At 41.3% G+C, this 15,087-nt stretch carries 13 protein-coding genes; 3 read left to right on the top strand and 10 right to left on the bottom strand.

All coding sequences use genetic code 11. From position 1 onward, the window contains the following. Positions 1 to 181: 181 nt before the first annotated feature. From D1367_RS26115 to D1367_RS26090, 6 genes are all read right to left on the bottom strand, one after another. Positions 182 to 1,093, bottom strand: coding sequence for an MBL fold metallo-hydrolase (locus tag D1367_RS26115; RefSeq protein ID WP_118169470.1), 912 nt, complete (start codon positions 1,091 to 1,093; stop codon positions 182 to 184). 11 nt (positions 1,094 to 1,104) lie between these two features. Further along, positions 1,105 to 1,488 (bottom strand): aspartate 1-decarboxylase, encoded by a 384-nt coding sequence (gene panD, locus D1367_RS26110; protein ID WP_118169468.1) that lies wholly within the window; start codon positions 1,486 to 1,488, stop codon positions 1,105 to 1,107. A gap of 161 nt (positions 1,489 to 1,649) precedes the next feature. Further along, positions 1,650 to 2,162, bottom strand: a complete 513-nt coding sequence (locus tag D1367_RS26105) for an inorganic diphosphatase (protein ID WP_118169466.1) — start codon at positions 2,160 to 2,162, stop codon at positions 1,650 to 1,652. A 480-nt stretch (positions 2,163 to 2,642) separates the two neighbouring features. Then, complete coding sequence (locus D1367_RS26100) at positions 2,643 to 2,828, bottom strand: TLTLP motif-containing protein (protein ID WP_118169464.1); 186 nt, start codon at positions 2,826 to 2,828, stop codon at positions 2,643 to 2,645. 1,465 nt (positions 2,829 to 4,293) lie between these two features. After that, positions 4,294 to 5,265, bottom strand: a complete 972-nt coding sequence (locus D1367_RS26095) for an Npun_F2552 family protein (protein WP_118169462.1) — start codon at positions 5,263 to 5,265, stop codon at positions 4,294 to 4,296. A 73-nt stretch (positions 5,266 to 5,338) separates the two neighbouring features. After that, positions 5,339 to 6,421: a DNA polymerase III subunit delta gene (locus tag D1367_RS26090; RefSeq protein ID WP_118169460.1), complete on the bottom strand. Its 1,083-nt coding sequence runs from the start codon at positions 6,419 to 6,421 to the stop codon at positions 5,339 to 5,341. A gap of 191 nt (positions 6,422 to 6,612) precedes the next feature. Here D1367_RS26090 and D1367_RS26085 point away from each other — a divergent pair, with 191 nt between their 5' ends. Next, complete coding sequence (locus D1367_RS26085) at positions 6,613 to 9,360, top strand: cation-translocating P-type ATPase (protein WP_118169458.1); 2,748 nt, start codon at positions 6,613 to 6,615, stop codon at positions 9,358 to 9,360. Between the two features lie 289 nt (positions 9,361 to 9,649). Here the strand turns inward: D1367_RS26085 and D1367_RS26080 are convergent, their stop codons facing one another. Next, a complete protein-coding gene (locus tag D1367_RS26080) occupies positions 9,650 to 11,086 on the bottom strand; it encodes an aspartate ammonia-lyase (protein ID WP_118169456.1) in 1,437 nt (478 codons plus the stop codon). A gap of 192 nt (positions 11,087 to 11,278) precedes the next feature. On the opposite strand from D1367_RS26080, the gene pgsA reads away from it, so the two are divergent. Beyond that, positions 11,279 to 11,821, top strand: coding sequence for a CDP-diacylglycerol--glycerol-3-phosphate 3-phosphatidyltransferase (gene pgsA / locus D1367_RS26075; RefSeq protein WP_118169454.1), 543 nt, complete (start codon positions 11,279 to 11,281; stop codon positions 11,819 to 11,821). Here the strand turns inward: pgsA and D1367_RS30210 are convergent. Next, positions 11,818 to 12,051: a hypothetical protein gene (locus tag D1367_RS30210; RefSeq protein WP_147337397.1), complete on the bottom strand. Its 234-nt coding sequence runs from the start codon at positions 12,049 to 12,051 to the stop codon at positions 11,818 to 11,820. The genes pgsA and D1367_RS30210 overlap by 4 nt on opposite strands. An 86-nt stretch (positions 12,052 to 12,137) precedes the next feature. Between D1367_RS30210 and D1367_RS26070 the strand changes: the two genes are divergently transcribed. Next, positions 12,138 to 13,052 carry a S66 peptidase family protein gene (locus tag D1367_RS26070; protein WP_118169452.1) on the top strand — a complete coding sequence of 305 codons (915 nt, stop codon included), beginning with the start codon at positions 12,138 to 12,140 and terminating at the stop codon, positions 13,050 to 13,052. Positions 13,053 to 13,098: 46 nt separating this feature from the next. On the opposite strand, the gene D1367_RS26065 is transcribed toward D1367_RS26070, so the two are convergent. Together D1367_RS26065 and D1367_RS26060 are read right to left on the bottom strand one after the other, a co-directional pair. After that, positions 13,099 to 13,809 carry a class I SAM-dependent methyltransferase gene (locus D1367_RS26065; RefSeq protein WP_118169450.1) on the bottom strand — a complete coding sequence of 237 codons (711 nt, stop codon included), beginning with the start codon at positions 13,807 to 13,809 and terminating at the stop codon, positions 13,099 to 13,101. A gap of 53 nt (positions 13,810 to 13,862) precedes the next feature. Then, positions 13,863 to 14,930: a glycosyltransferase family 4 protein gene (locus D1367_RS26060; RefSeq protein WP_118169448.1), complete on the bottom strand. Its 1,068-nt coding sequence runs from the start codon at positions 14,928 to 14,930 to the stop codon at positions 13,863 to 13,865. Positions 14,931 to 15,087 lie beyond the last annotated feature (157 nt).

The raw sequence follows: 15,087 nt of genomic DNA, 5'->3' as shown, positions 1-15,087 counted from the left end.
GGTCAACAGTCAACAATAGCAATGGAATATTTTTTTACTTGGAAGTCCCTAATTTTCACAAATGATTTAGGACTGCTAAGTAGAGCAGCGTGAATAATTCAAGGTTTGTAATGAGGACTTTAGTCCTTTTATGAGGGCTGAAGCCCTCACTACGAAGTAATCTTTTGTATCAAAATGCGATCTACTTAGTCATATCACCAACGGCTAATACTAGACCTTCGTGGGCTATTATGGCTTGAGGAAAGGCAGATTTAACATCGACTTGAACCTGGTCAAGAAAATCATCATGGTCATCTGGGTGATGATGAGAAATGGCTAGCCGTTTAACGCCAGCATTCAGAGCCGCATTCACCGCAGCTTGCCAGAGTAAATCAGCTGAATCATGGTTGTGAGATGTAGGCGGAGTGTAAGTAGCATTGGCAATCAGCAAGTCAACGCCTTGAATGAACTGTAAAATCCGCTCTCGCTCCACTTGATCGGCATTCTGGTGCAAATCCGTGATGTAAGCAACACTATATTCTTGCCAAGTGACTCGGTAGCCAACTGACCTCTGAGTTTGATTAATTAATGCAGTTGTAATGGTGACATCATCTAGCTTCACGTCACTTTCTGGAGTCAAATTGTAAAACTGCAATTCCGACTGCATTACCTGTAAAGGGTAAGGAAAGTGTGGCTGGAGCATCTGATCGTACAGACATTGTTTGATTGAGGCTCCATTTGATGCAGCTGTGCCGTAAATATGGAAGCAATTTTCCCCAATAAATGCTGGAGCAAAAAAGGGAAACCCTTGAATTCTGTTTGATTGGCAGTTGGAAAAAAATAAATGGGCTTCTAATGGCTGTTGCAGTTCTTGCCAAGTTTTACCCAGTACACGTAAGCCAGTACCGCCATCAAAAATCAAGCGTTTCCCAGCTACATGCATTTCTACACAAGCGGTATTACCACCATAACGATTGGTATTGCTACTTGGAGTGGGAATCAAACCTCTTACACCCCAAAATTGCACGATAAATTCACCTGCTGGGCTACTTGGCAGGGTAGATGATTTTTCTCTTATGTAGCTCTGGGAATCCGACAACTCAAAATTTGACATTTTCCTTGAAATTAGACCTTACTGAGCAGGTCATCGTAGCGCCGCACTTCCAACAGCCTGTTTTTTTCGTCCACAATGACTACCGTAGGAGAGTAACTTTTTAACTCTTCTAGAGTGAACTGCCCGTAAGTCATTATAATCAAGCGATCGCCAATAATGCCTAGACGTGCCGCACCCCCATTTAGCTCAATTATTCCTGAATGGGCTGGAGCGGGGATCGCATAAGTAATAAAGCGCTGACCATTAGCATTATTAACTACTTGCACCTGCTCATAAGGTAAGATGCCAGCTTTTTCCAAAAGCATCTCATCGATGCTGATACTACCCACGTAGTTGATATTCGCCCCCGTGAGGGTGCAGTTATGAATTTTTGCCAAAAGGAGAGTGCGCTGCATTTGAGTTTGGGTTGGTGGCAGATTTTATAATCTGTAACAAGGAAAAGTTATTAAAGTGAGGAGTGAGGAGTTAGGAGTGAGAAGTGAGGAATAAAAATTTATAACTCTTAACTCTTAACTCTTAACTCCTAACTCCTAACTCTTAACTCCTAACTCTTTTATTATCCTCTATAAGCTTTGACGGATTTTTCTACTATTGCTGCAACCTTGTCCACATCTTGCCAACCGAGAATTTCAGTCACCTTTTTTTCCAAATTTTTATAACTACGGAAAAATTCAGCAATTTCATCTAAGCGGTGTGGTGCTAAGTCATTCAGGGATTTGACCTGAGTGTAGCGCGGATCTTTGTCAGGAACACAAAGGATTTTCTCATCGCGATCGCCACCGTCAATCATCTCCAAGAAGCCAATGGGTCGTGCGGCAATCACACAGCCTGGAAAGGTTGGCTCGTCAATTATGACCATACCATCCAGGGGATCGCCATCATCAGCCAAAGTATTGGGTACAAAGCCGTAGTCATAAGGATATTGTACCGAGGAATAAAGTACTCGGTCTAGAGCAAAAGCTTCTAGTTCCTTATCATATTCATATTTATTTTTACTTCCGCCAGTAATTTCAATCAGAACGTTGATTAAACCAGGTTTCGGTTGGGCAGGAATACGAGATAAGTCCACAAAAAACTCCTCTGATAACAATGAATCATGGGGGCACTCAGTCAGTTTCGCTCCCCGTGTAGAATTTTAGGGCAATATGGATCTCTTCCCAAGAGATTGGGCATTGAAAAGAGTCAGAGGGGCGGGGTGCTGCTTTTGCTGAGGTGAAAGAGCTAATTTTTTTCTCCCCCTTGCCTCCCCTGCCTCCCCTGCTCCCTCATCCTCCTCATCTCTGCCACTCTTATTGAAATGGAAAAAGCGTTACGAAGTTACTTCGCAACGCTTTTTCCAAGACGGTATTATTCTTTCCCGCCCTTGATTGCTGTTGGAGGGATTTATTTGTGCCCGTACTCTATCAAGACAACTGAAATCTGGAGTCACACAATACAGATTTCAGCTTATTCCTGATGAACTACATCCAAATCTAGAGAGATTTTCTCAAAATCAGTTTTCTCCTTTTTTGTAGCTTTAGTACTGGTTAAATGCTACTAGAAAGCTTTATCAATCTTGACTTCCTTTGAAATTTTGAACCAAGGGTTGCTGGTTGATTTGAACATTAGTTGAAGAATAGTGGGCGATGACAAACACGGGTAGGGTGAGAGTCAATAGAGCGATCGCAGTTCCCACAATGTCTGCCAAACGTTGGGAATATGTGTCGGTATTGGCAGACTGGCTATTTGAATTCATACAAAATTGAAGTTCTTCGTAATGCTGTGTAGGTCTACTGTCTTATCGAGAGTCTTAATGCTATGTTAGCTATTTTTCAACTGTAGAATGTGTATAATCATACAATTTAAACCAGTTCTATAACTGTCATAATAGCCTTTTTATACATGGAGTTCTTAATACAAAGTTACAAGAAAACAAATCATGTTTTATTTTGTAATTAATATTTTCAGATGTTTCCCTGTAGGGTGTAATGGTTCGCATACGCAAAGCCAACTTTGACAGCATCATAAATTACATTTTTTCGCTGTTTCAAGATTAATTAGCAAAACATATTTGTCCGATACTTCATGAGTATAACATCTTAAAATCCCTTTGATAAGGTCATTTTACTGGAATTGCTAATTTGTGATACAGAATACAAAACAGCAATTGCACTGAGAAATATTCAGTACTTTTGATTGTTATACAGTAGTTATACACAAAAATATTTGATGCTAGACAAGAAATGGATAGGAATAATTTTTATAACTAAGGATAGCTACCGAATAAATACACATGCATCAACTGCGTGTGCAGCATGGATTCAGTGATACTACTAAACAAATATTTTATAATTAAAATTTTAAAACATAGGTAATATCACAGCAATTTTGTCAATCTATATATAGGTAGATTAAAAAATATTTTAGAAGGTGGCGTAGAGGTGTAGGAGTTATCGCCAAACTTTGCTCATATCTGAACAAAATACCCAATCCCAATTTATCGGCGGATTTAGGGGGATCTAGAACTTTTGATACCGACAAGAGGGCTTTTCAAACAACTTCTAAACTCCCCATTCCCAAAACCTTGGTTTGGCGTTGCTTTCCCGCCCTGCAATAAATTGATTGCTCATAGCTAAAGTGCGTTGAAACGCACTGAAATTAAAGAAATCAAAATGGATTTGGACTGATGGTTTAGACTCCCTATTAATTTGCCAACAGTCTCATTCCATTCGCCAAGGCAGGCGTGTTTTTGCACTCATTGAGATGCTCCCTTTTCTCCCCTTGTCTCCCTCATTTCTCTCGTACAGTGGGCGCGGAAATAAATATACCATTTTCTTATGGCGCAAAAGCTTGGAATATAATCCTTTTGACTTTTGACTTCCTCGTAGAGGTTGACCAAATAATTATTAATTCATAATTCATAATTCATAAATTTTGAAATGGGTACAGAGCCAATACTGCTCGGTTAAGAAAATTTGTAGGTTGGATTGAACTTTAGTGTTACCCAACAAAGCCTCGATAATGTTGGGTTTCGTTCCTCAACCCAACCTACATTGGAGTTATTTTTTAGGCTTAACCGAACAGTATTGGGTACAGCAGCCCCCACGCTCATTTTTAAATCAGTGGTCAAAAAGACAGTGGAGAGTTCAGAGCTAACACTGATTTAAATTATGAATTATTAATTATCAATTATGAATTAGTTTGACTTCCGGCCTGCGGTACTACTCCCTTCCATAAACACTCATTGGTTCCTTGATAAATCGGGTGTAAAGATGCTTAAAGGTAGATTTAATTACGCGGGGCATACCAAAATCGATGGGCATTAACTTGTCGGGTAGCCGCCAATCTTGTATTTTTAATAAGTCAGGATTTAAATGCGGAAACTCTATGGCAGCTAGTTCTGGACAAACTCCTAGCCTTTGGGAAGCTGCAACTGTGGGCACTTGTTCGGGAGGAACATTCAGGATTTCTATCATTGCCCGATCTAAGGCAAATATATCTGATGCGGCTGCTAAAATTCCCAATTGGCGAGGTTCACCATTACTGGGGCCATTTCCTTCATGACCGATGATGCCATCTAATATGGTTAAGTTAGGGTTAATTGCCCTGGCAGTTTCTACTAACATTTCACCAAATCTGTTCGCATCTTTTCCTGCTTCCATGTGCCACCAAGCTTTCATTTTGCCGGGGACGCAACCAAATAAGTTTTTTACGCCCAGTGTTAATGTCAACTGCATGTGTGATTTCACTTTAGGTAGGTTAATCACTACGTCTGCTTCCATTGCTTCTTTAGACAGTCGCAGATGGTTAAAATTGTCACTGATGGTTTGGTAACGCTGACCATGAAAATCGATGATGGGAAGATTGAGTTCTTCTAAAATCGGCAGATAGCCGTTTGCTATTGCTACGCCCTTGGCACTACCAAAAGCAGGACTATCACCCAAAAATGGCTTACCACCAACCTCAATTACCATCTGGGCGACTTGATAAACTAGTTCGGCACGGGTGATACACTCTTTACCAGGACGCGACCCTGTAAGTAGATTTGGTTTAAGTAAAACGCGATCGCCTTTTTTCACAAAGGCTGCCATTCCTCCAAAAGGTTCCAGCAGCGTAACTAAGGATTCCCGTAAAGCCTCTCGTTCGTAGGATGTAGCCCGAATAAGACTGACAGATGATTTTTGAGTCTGCATGGATAATAAATTACCAGTAATGAAGATATTTTTCTATCTTCCTATTTATACCAATTCTCTAAAATCTCGCGTACTAGCTTAACCTCTGCCGTAACCACAAAGCCAATAAAGGTAACGCTATTTGATAACCCTGTTCAGCACTATAAATTAAACCTTTGTTCTGTAATCCAGTCAGCGATCCCTGAAGGCTACCACCTCTTGAAAGACCATGTTTTTGAATATATTCTTTACTTTGTGGTTTATCTGTAGGATCTAAAGCCAAAGATTCTAAAAGATGCACCTGATTGGCTGGCAATAACATGAGTAAAGATTCAAAAACTAAAGACAAGTCTTTGAGCAATCCTTCTATTGCCTGCTGCACTGCTGCTTCACTAATTAACCCATCAGGATAAGAAAAAGTTTGCAGGCGGCGAATTATTGCCATTGCGTCGCCAATATGTCCTTGAACAGCCTCTAAAAATAATTGCAGTGCTTGGGAGCGAGAATCAAATTTCATTCCTTGTATATTCAATATCTCCCTAGCCCACAATGCCAAAACATCATTAGCTAAGGGGGCTAACTGTATAGTTTCTAGCGGATAGTTTGTCTCATCTGGATGATGGCTGATCTGGGCTATGGTTGCTACTAAAACGTAGCTGACATGAGTTTGTACATTGATTTCTCGTCTGAATGTGGCTTCCCACAAACCATTACGATCCCAAGAGCGAATGTGCGGAAAACTCTGCAAAATCAGCACTACCCGCTTATTTAAACCAATAGCCATAATTTGGAGCAAATTGAGCAAAATTTCAAATGCTTGCCATAACTGCTTTTGGTTTAGGGAACGCAATGACTTAAGTTTGCCTTCTGGATGAAAGACAAAAAACTCATTACCAAAGTTGCTTACCCAGTCTTGAATTTGTGCTGCTTCCCAGTTTTGGCTAATTGTCTCTGTTAGCAGGAGGATAAATCGCTCTCCATCTGTAGCGCGGATACAATCTATCTCCAAGACGATCGCACCAACTTCTTGAGCAGCCCCTCGCACTAAAGTTCGTCGCCCACTACCAGGTACGCCAGTAATTAGCAAATCTCCATCTTGGGCTAGTACTTCGACAATTCGCTGAAATTCTAGCGATCGCCCAACCAATTGTAAAGGAGTAGACAAATCCAAATTCACCTAGTTTTTGCCCTTGGTTTTTTGCCCTTGGTTTTAATCCCCACTTAACGGCAAGCATACTCACTTCCATGACTACTGAGCAAGCATTGAAAGTAATTATGATAATAGTTAATTCTTATTAGTGCTTATTTTAATTTGACACTTATTTTTAGTGCTAAAACTTATTTAGCACTAAATCAGAGGAAGTAAGTATGGTACAGGCAGAATCTCCTATTGCATCCCAAGAAAAGCAATTCACCGTTTGGCATACTTTGGAAATTTCTGAAACGATCGCCCGCTTGGATAGTGATGCTGAGAATGGTTTGAGTAGTGCAGTAGCCAAACACTTATTGTCTGAAGTGGGAGCAAACGAACTCACAGGCAAGAAAAGCAAACCTTGGTGGTTAAAATTTTTACTGCAATTTAACCAACCACTGCTGATTATTTTGTTGTGTGCGGGTTTAGTAAAGGCGCTAAGTGGCAGCTTGGTGAATGCTGGTGTTATTTGGGGAGTGACTACAACCAACGCCATCATTGGATTTATTCAAGAATCGAAAGCCGAAAGTGCGATCGCTGCTCTCGCCAAAGCAATTACCACAGAAGCAACCGTCATCCGTGATGGTCAAAAATTACGCATTGCTTCTGGTGAGTTAGTGCCTGGAGATATTGTTCTGTTAACTTCTGGTGATAAAGTCCCAGCAGATTTACGGTTAATTAATGTTAAAAACTTACAAGTAGATGAATCTGCCCTGACTGGTGAATCTCTAGCAGTAGAGAAAAATACGCAAATTATTAAGCCAGATGCTGCTTTAGCCGAACGTCAAAACATGGCTTATGCAGGTGGCTTTGTTACCTTTGGGCAAGGTACTGGTGTTGTAGTTGCCACAGGAAATACTACAGAAACAGGGCGTATTTCCCAGTTAATGGAGCAACACACCGATATTTCGACACCATTAACTAGAAAATTCGATAAATTTAGCCAAAATTGGCTGTATATGGTGTTAGGATTAGCAGCCCTCTGCTTCGTGGTGGGATTAAGCTTTCGAGGTTTTCAAGAAGCTTTAGAAGCAGCAGTCGCTTTAACAGTTAGCGCGATTCCTGAAGGATTACCAGCAGTAGTGACAGTTACCTTAGCCATAGGTGTTTCCCGGATGGCGCGACGCAACGCCATTATCCGCAAATTACCAGCCGTTGAAACCTTGGGAAGTGCAACTGTTATTTGCTCTGATAAAACTGGGACTTTGACAGAAAACCAGATGACAGTACAGGCAATTTATGCCGGGGGATATCAATATACTCTCACTGGTATCGGTTACACACCAGAAGGCGAAATCCTGATAGATGACAAACCCGTGAACCTCAACAGCCATAAAGGTTTACAAGAATGTTTAATCGCAGGCTTGTTGTGTAACGATTCCCATTTAGAAAAGAAGAATGGCAGGTGGGTAGTAATGGGAGATCCCACAGAAGGGGCATTAATTGCATCAGCAAATAAAGCAGGTTTTAGTCAGTCTACCCTACTTAAGCAAATGCTAAAGGTAGATGCGATTCCCTTTGAATCAGACTTTCAATACATGGCGACTTTGCACGCCACACCCCAAGGCAAGACTATTTATGTCAAGGGTTCAGTTGAGGCAATTATTCAGCGTTGCACTCTGATGTTGAACACTGATGGACAATCCCGCCCCTTAGATTGTGTAGAAACATTACGGCAAAGCAGCATCGAGCGGGAAGTCAATATTATGGCACGGCAAGGCTTGCGGGTATTAGCTTTAGCGAAAAAAGTAGTACCCGATGGGCAAAATACACTAGATCATCCAGATATTGATACCGGGTTAATTTTCATCGGCTTGCAGGGAATGATCGATCCGCCGCGTGAGAGTGCCATTAAAGCAGTCCAAGCCTGTCAGGAAGCGGGAATTGAGGTCAAAATGATCACTGGGGATCATGCTATCACAGCCCAGGCGATCGCTTATCGTATGGGCATCAACAAAAATGGCTCAGTTCTGGCTTTCACAGGTGCAGAACTAGCAAAAATGGATAAAACAGAACTTGCCGAAGTTGCCCAAGAAGGTGTAGTCTTTGCCCGTGTCGCCCCAGAACAAAAGCTACGTTTAGTCGAAGCTTTGCAATCAAAAGGTGAAATCGTTGCCATGACAGGAGATGGTGTCAACGATGCACCAGCCTTGAAACAAGCAGATATTGGGATTGCGATGGGTGGTGCTGGTACAGAAGTTGCCAAAGAAGCCGCAGATATGCTGCTTACCGATGATAATTTTGCCTCCATTGAAGCTGCTATAGAAGAGGGACGGGCAGTTTATAAAAATCTGCTCAAAGCAATTTGCTTTATTTTGCCTGTCAATGGTGGTGAATCAATGACAATTTTAATTAGCACATTGCTAGCCAGAGATTTACCAATTTTATCTTTACAAGTTCTGTGGCTAAATATGCTCAATTCCATTACTATGACAGTGCCTTTAGCCTTTGAGCCAAAAGCGCAAAACGTCATGCAGCAAGCGCCTCGTCATCCTAATGAACCGTTAATTTCAGGAAGTCGGTTACAACGAATTTTAGCAATTTCTCTATTTAATTGGATTGTCATATTCGGAGTATTTGAATATATCCGCCAAACTACAGGTAATATCGATTTAGCGAGAACAATGGCGATTAACGCTCTCATTGCGGGACGGATATTCTATTTATTGAGTATTAGTCAATTAATCCCGAATTTGATTGCCAAGATGGACGGCACAATTAAAGAGAACGTTGATATTCCTGCTATTGGCTTTGGGATTTTAGGAGCAATTATTTTGCAAATTATTTTTGCTCATGTGCCATTAATTAATGAAGTTTTTGAAACAGCACCATTAAGCTTGCAGCAGTGGTTATTTTGTTTAGCAGTTGGTTCACCAATGATTTTGTGGGCTACAGTAGTAAATCGTTTTGATCCGCCAAATTAGGCAATTTCCGTTAATAAATCTACCGCCGCAGTTGGTTTCGACTTCGCTCAACCAACCTAACAGATCGAGAGTTGAGCGTTCGCGTAGCGTCTCGCAGAGAAGTCGAAACTCGTCAACCTGGGTATATTCCAATACGGTTCAGTTAAGGCTAAAACTCTGTTACCAAAGTAATTTTTTTAACGAACCGCCAAGGCGCAGAGAACGCAGAGTCATGAGAGATTTTTTGCTCAGTTACTTATTTTTCTCTCTGTGTACTCTGCGCCTCTGTGGTTTGTTAAAAAAATTGACACTAATCAATCTGCTTTGATTCTCGACTCAGAGGTAAGATAGCACTCATCTGTTCTAGATTTAACACTGTGGCTAATTCTGCCTCATTCATCAATCCGCGTTCTAAAACAATCTGCCGTAAAGATTTACCAGTTTCTAAAGATTCTCTGGCGACAGCTGCGGCATTTAAATAACCGATGTGGGTATTTAGTGCGGTTACTAAAGCTAAACTACCTTCGGCATAAGCTAAACAACGTTCCTGGTTTGCTGTGATTCCTTCAATGCAACGTTCTGTAAGGACAGCGATGGTATTGCCGAGAATTTCGATACTGTGAATCAAGTTATAAGCAATCAACGGCATCATCACATTTAATTCTAATTGTCCGGCTTGTGCGGCTAATGCGATCGCACTATCGTAACCCATCACCTGAAAACACACCATTGATGTCATCTCTGCCATCACGGGGTTATATTTCCCTGGCATAATCGAGGAACCGGGTTGCACTGGGGGAAGTTGAATTTCTTTCAAACCAGTTTTTGGCCCCGAATCCATCAGCCGCAAATCATGAGATATTTTGACTAAATCCTGCGCTAAGTTGCGTAAAGCACCAGAAACATTTACAAATGGGGCCATACTTTGCATGGCTGCCATCAGATGGGGCGCAGGTTCTAAAGGAGTATCAATCAATTCTGAAAGAACTTCTACCACACGGGCGCGATACAAAGGATGAGTATTTAAACCCGTTCCGGCTGCACTACCTCCCAAACCCAGCACCATCAAATCACCAGAGGCGGTATAAATCCGGTTTTGATGTTCTGTGAAGATTTGCGCCCAAGCCCGAAAATTCTCACCCAAGCGCACGGGTACAGCGTCTTGTAAGTGCGTTCTACCAGATTTGACGATATCTTGAAATTCTACAGCTTTGTTTTCTAAGGATGCGATCGCCTTCTCTAAAGCTGGGTGTAATGTCTTGGATAATGCCAATAATCCACCAATCCGAATTGCGGTAGGAATCACATCATTGGTAGACTGCCCATAATTAACGTGATCGTTAGGACTAACACGTTTATAATTGCCCTTTTCTTCACCAAGAATTTCTAAGGCGCGATTTGCCAAAACTTCGTTGATATTCATGTGGTGGGATGTTCCAGCACCCGCCTGATAAACATCGACGACAAATTGATCCCGGAACTTTCCAGCCAGGATTTCATCAGTTGCTTGCACAATCGCCTGACTAATATCTTGGGGAATGCAATTTAGTTCCCCATTGACAATTGCTGTAGCTTTTTTAATAATTAATCCAGCATCTACGTAAGTAGCTAAAGGCTTTATGCCGCTAATGGGGAAGTTTTCGATAGCCCGAAGCGTTTGAATGCCGTAATAAAAGCTACCAGCAATTTGGCGATCGCCCATCGAATCGCGTTCGATGCGGAATTGAGAGTCTGTGTGTTCAGTCATAGTATTCTTTTAAGAGAGCTACAGAAAACAGATTTTCCCATGCAGCTACACCCAGATACACTAATCTGCATAGATTTTGCATATTTGCTTGACTGCTTGTTGCTTTACACTCGTTAATTTTGAAGTTTGATTTATGAATTACGAATTACGAATTACGTTAGCGAAGCGGGGCGAAGCCCATTACGAATTATTATGACCATACCCAACTGGATTACCTTCTCTCGCCTATTGGGGATACCATTTCTGCTTTACGGCTTATATAATCCCACACCTCAAGCTCAGTGGATATGTTTGGCGATCTTTCTCGTTGCTGCATTGACTGATTGGCTAGACGGCTATTTGGCGCGGAAACTCAACCAAATTAGTGAATTGGGTAAGTTTCTTGATCCCTTGGTGGATAAACTTCTGGTACTTGCGGCGTTGCTGGTTTTTATTGAACTAGGAAAAGTGCCAGCTTGGGGAGTGTTTTTGATTTTAGCGCGGGAATTAGCGATCGCTGGTTGGCGGGTGAATCAAACGACGATTACGGGGGCGAATATTTGGGGTAAACTCAAAACTGTTAGTCAAATAGTTGCGATCGCACTTTTGATTGCGCCTCTGGGTGAAGCGTGGCAAACTCCGTCTGTGATTGCCTTTTGGGTTTCTGTGGCCCTAACTTTAATCTCTGGGGGTATTTATCTCTTGCCGCAAAATCCAACTAAAGAAAATCCACAATTAGATACAAAGCGAACCTAAAATAAAACCACTGTGGCGATCGCTTTCAAAAATGATTCAATAAAATTTGATCGGAGTTCTAAGGCTATATAGCGGTTTTCGTTTCCGTGAGGTATACCCGTAAGGGCACGGCAGTGCCGTGCCCCTACACCTTGCGATATAATGCTGTACCGCATCTGAATGGGAACCGCTATAGTCTTTATTCTTAACCCCTTGTACAGACGCGATTCATCGCGTCTCTTGCGATTCATCGCGTCTCTTGCGATTCATCGCGTCTCTTGCGATTCATCGCGTCTCTTGCGATTCATCGCGTCTCTCCTCACCCCTAACTTTTTTCATGCCAGCCAAAATCTTACCACCGCCCTTAAAACCTGGAGACTTACTGAGAGTAATTGCCCCTAGTGGTGCTTTGCGAGAATTTGAGGCATTTGAACGGGGTATAGAAATTTGGCGATCGCGCGGTTATCGAGTACAAATCACTCCTCAGGTAGATGACAAATGGGGTTATCTAGCTAGTAAAGACGAAACCCGCCGTCACCAACTAGCGGCAGCATGGCAAGATCCTGATTGTCGTGGTATTCTCTGTACCAGAGGCGGTTTTGGCAGCACTCGCATTTTAGAAGATTGGAATTGGTCAAACTCAGGGCTTCCAAAGTGGCTTATAGGCTTTTCTGATATCACAGCTTTATTATGGAGCCTTTATACAGCAGGAATTTCCGGGGTTCACGGCCCTGTAATGACAACTTTGGCAGATGAGCCGGATTGGTCAATTGAGCGATTATTCGACTCGGTAGAAGGTCGTCCTCTCGCCCCTATCAAAGGTTGCGGTTGGGGTGGCGGTGTAGTTAATGGCACTTTGCTACCAGGTAATCTCACAGTGGCTACTCACCTTTTGGGTACACCAATTCTGCCACATCTGGATGGTGTAATTCTGGCGTTGGAAGATATTACAGAAGCACCTTATCGCATCGATAGAATGCTGACACAGTGGCGTTTGAGTGGTGCTTTGTCTCAAGTCTGCGGTATTGCTTTGGGCGGTTTTACTCGCTGTGAAGCGCCGCCAACTGTGCCTAGTTTTAGTGTAGAAGAAGTATTGCGCGATCGCTTGGGTGATTTGGGAATTCCGATTGTCTCTGATTTACCTTTTGGTCATGATAGCCCGAATGCAGCGTTACCAGTGGGTATAGAAGTAATTTTAGATGGGGATGCGGGAATATTAGCGATACCTAGTTTGGCAAGCTACGCGCCATAAGATTTTCGCAAATATTCCATCATCTAGATTAGTCTCAAAGATTAATTTACTTCTGTATTACGACTAAATAATCCCGATCCGAATAAAAGTTTTTTCCATCTGGACTGGACTCTTTAATCACTTTAAATTGCGATTTTTCTATTAACAACTTAATTGCATCTGGTGAAGTGGGCTGATACAATACTTCATCATTATTATATGCAGCAAACCTTGCCCAACCATTCGGTGTAGTTATATTAGTGGTATGAATAAAAGCTCTTCCGCCTGACTTGAGAGTTTTATAAATACTGTTTAAGTATTTCCAAATTGTTAGTAAATCTAAATGTACAAATACATCGAAGGAATAGACAAAATCAAATTTGTCGCTAAACTCAGGTTCAAATTGACAATTTTTTATTAAATGAAACTCTATCTGAGGATCTTTACTAAGCGCTGCTTCAGCGTTTTTTAGCATCTCTTCTGCTACGTCGAAACAGTATAATTTTTTTACCTTTTCAACTACTTTTGCGGCAATCCTACCACCACCAACACCTATTTCTGCCACTGTGCTGTCTTGATCAATAAATGGTGTAATATATTCATTCACAATATCGACTGCATCTTCTACAGTGGCCCATTCATCACCTAAATAATTGATGTAATTATCTCTTTCATCATCTGTAATCTTTTGATTACCTAGAACAACTTGAGATTTATCCCATTTTTTGGCGTAATTATTCCAGAATTCTTGATTAATTTCAACGTTTGATGGCTGCATTGGTAGCTCCTGTTATAGCGGTAATATCTAACTTGAACAAGATTAGTACTATATCAGTTTCTCAGAATTTTTTGAAACCACTCTTCGGTGCGATCGCCCATAGCTTCTAAAGAGTATAAAGTTTCTGCTTGGTGACGACAAGCTTGGCGGTCAATTTCATCCAAATGCTTAATCGCTTCTACTAAACCTTCAACATTATCAGGCTCCACCAAAAAACCAGTTTTGCCTTCCTGGACAATTTCTATTAAACCACCCCGACGATAACTAATCAAAGGCACACCACAAGCAAGCGCCTCTATTGCTACATTTCCAAATGCTTCTATCCAACGAGGAGTTACTAAAAGTGCTTGGCATTTACCTAGCTCCTTTTGTAGCTCAACCGTTGGTAAAAATCCTACATATTCGATGGGAGCATTAGGGTATTCTTGGCAAATTTTATCCCAGTAAGATACATCCTGTTTAAACCCAAATATTTTCAGCGTAATACCAATGATTTCTGCTGCTGCTACTGCATCTTCTAGACCTTTTTCAGGAGCTATTCTACCTACCCACGCCAAGCTCTGAGTTGGTTTTGGGCAAAATTGATAAATAGATAAATCCAAACCGTTTAGCAGACAAATACACCGTTCTGCAAAGGTGAAAGTAGCTGCCTGTGTTTGGCTATGAACACCGATAGTATTCGGAAAATTGATTGCTACTTGTTCAATAATCTGATCCATTGCATCTGTCAAAGAACCCATGCTGATCAGATGTGCGATCGCACAGTTAAAAAATGGTGTTAAATATAGTGGTAGCCAATCATAAGCAAAGTTGACAATCAAATCATAATCTGCTTGCACTTGGCGAGCATAATCCCACATATTCGCCAGAACAGAATTTTTATGCAGCACAATTGGATCGCTACGACTTTGATTTTGCGCTGGAATCTGTATTAGTTCTCCGGGAATTTCTTTAATCGGTAAGGAATTGCTAATAGACCCTTGCGGTGCAACAATTTCTAATTTATGTCCTCGCCGCAGCATCTCTGTAGCAATATTAGATAGCGTTAACTCTACTCCGCCTCCCAATCCTGAACCTATAGCACCCATTGGGGTAGACATAAATAATAATTTATGGTACATTTTCGTCGTTAATGTATTTTAATAAACATCATTTTCTTATCTAAATAACGTACTTAAATCAAATAAACATATCCTATTATATAATTGATGTTTACCTATTCTGAGTTGTAAACAATGAGACTAAATATACTATAGTGAAGCAATCATTTCTAAAAAA

The sequence above is a fragment of the Nostoc sphaeroides genome (assembly GCF_003443655.1).
GTDB classification, from domain to species: Bacteria; Cyanobacteriota; Cyanobacteriia; order Cyanobacteriales; family Nostocaceae; genus Nostoc; species Nostoc sphaeroides.
The sequence above is the reverse complement of the archived record's forward strand: the minus strand, read 5'-3'. Positions and strand labels throughout refer to the sequence as shown.

What these genes read in the sequence shown, in the direction of transcription:
- pgsA (WP_118169454.1), top strand. Translation starts at nt 11,279, where the DNA reads ATGACCATACCCAACTGGATTACCTTCTCTCGCCTATTGGGGATACCA.
- D1367_RS30210 (WP_147337397.1), bottom strand. Translation starts at nt 12,051, where the DNA reads ATGAATCGCAAGAGACGCGATGAATCGCGTCTGTACAAGGGGTTAAGA.
- D1367_RS26095 (WP_118169462.1), bottom strand. Translation starts at nt 5,265, where the DNA reads ATGCAGACTCAAAAATCATCTGTCAGTCTTATTCGGGCTACATCCTAC.
- D1367_RS26115 (WP_118169470.1), bottom strand. Translation starts at nt 1,093, where the DNA reads ATGTCAAATTTTGAGTTGTCGGATTCCCAGAGCTACATAAGAGAAAAA.
- D1367_RS26070 (WP_118169452.1), top strand. Translation starts at nt 12,138, where the DNA reads ATGCCAGCCAAAATCTTACCACCGCCCTTAAAACCTGGAGACTTACTG.
- D1367_RS26060 (WP_118169448.1), bottom strand. Translation starts at nt 14,930, where the DNA reads ATGTACCATAAATTATTATTTATGTCTACCCCAATGGGTGCTATAGGT.
- D1367_RS26085 (WP_118169458.1), top strand. Translation starts at nt 6,613, where the DNA reads ATGGTACAGGCAGAATCTCCTATTGCATCCCAAGAAAAGCAATTCACC.
- D1367_RS26065 (WP_118169450.1), bottom strand. Translation starts at nt 13,809, where the DNA reads ATGCAGCCATCAAACGTTGAAATTAATCAAGAATTCTGGAATAATTAC.
- panD (WP_118169468.1), bottom strand. Translation starts at nt 1,488, where the DNA reads ATGCAGCGCACTCTCCTTTTGGCAAAAATTCATAACTGCACCCTCACG.
- D1367_RS26080 (WP_118169456.1), bottom strand. Translation starts at nt 11,086, where the DNA reads ATGACTGAACACACAGACTCTCAATTCCGCATCGAACGCGATTCGATG.
- D1367_RS26100 (WP_118169464.1), bottom strand. Translation starts at nt 2,828, where the DNA reads ATGAATTCAAATAGCCAGTCTGCCAATACCGACACATATTCCCAACGT.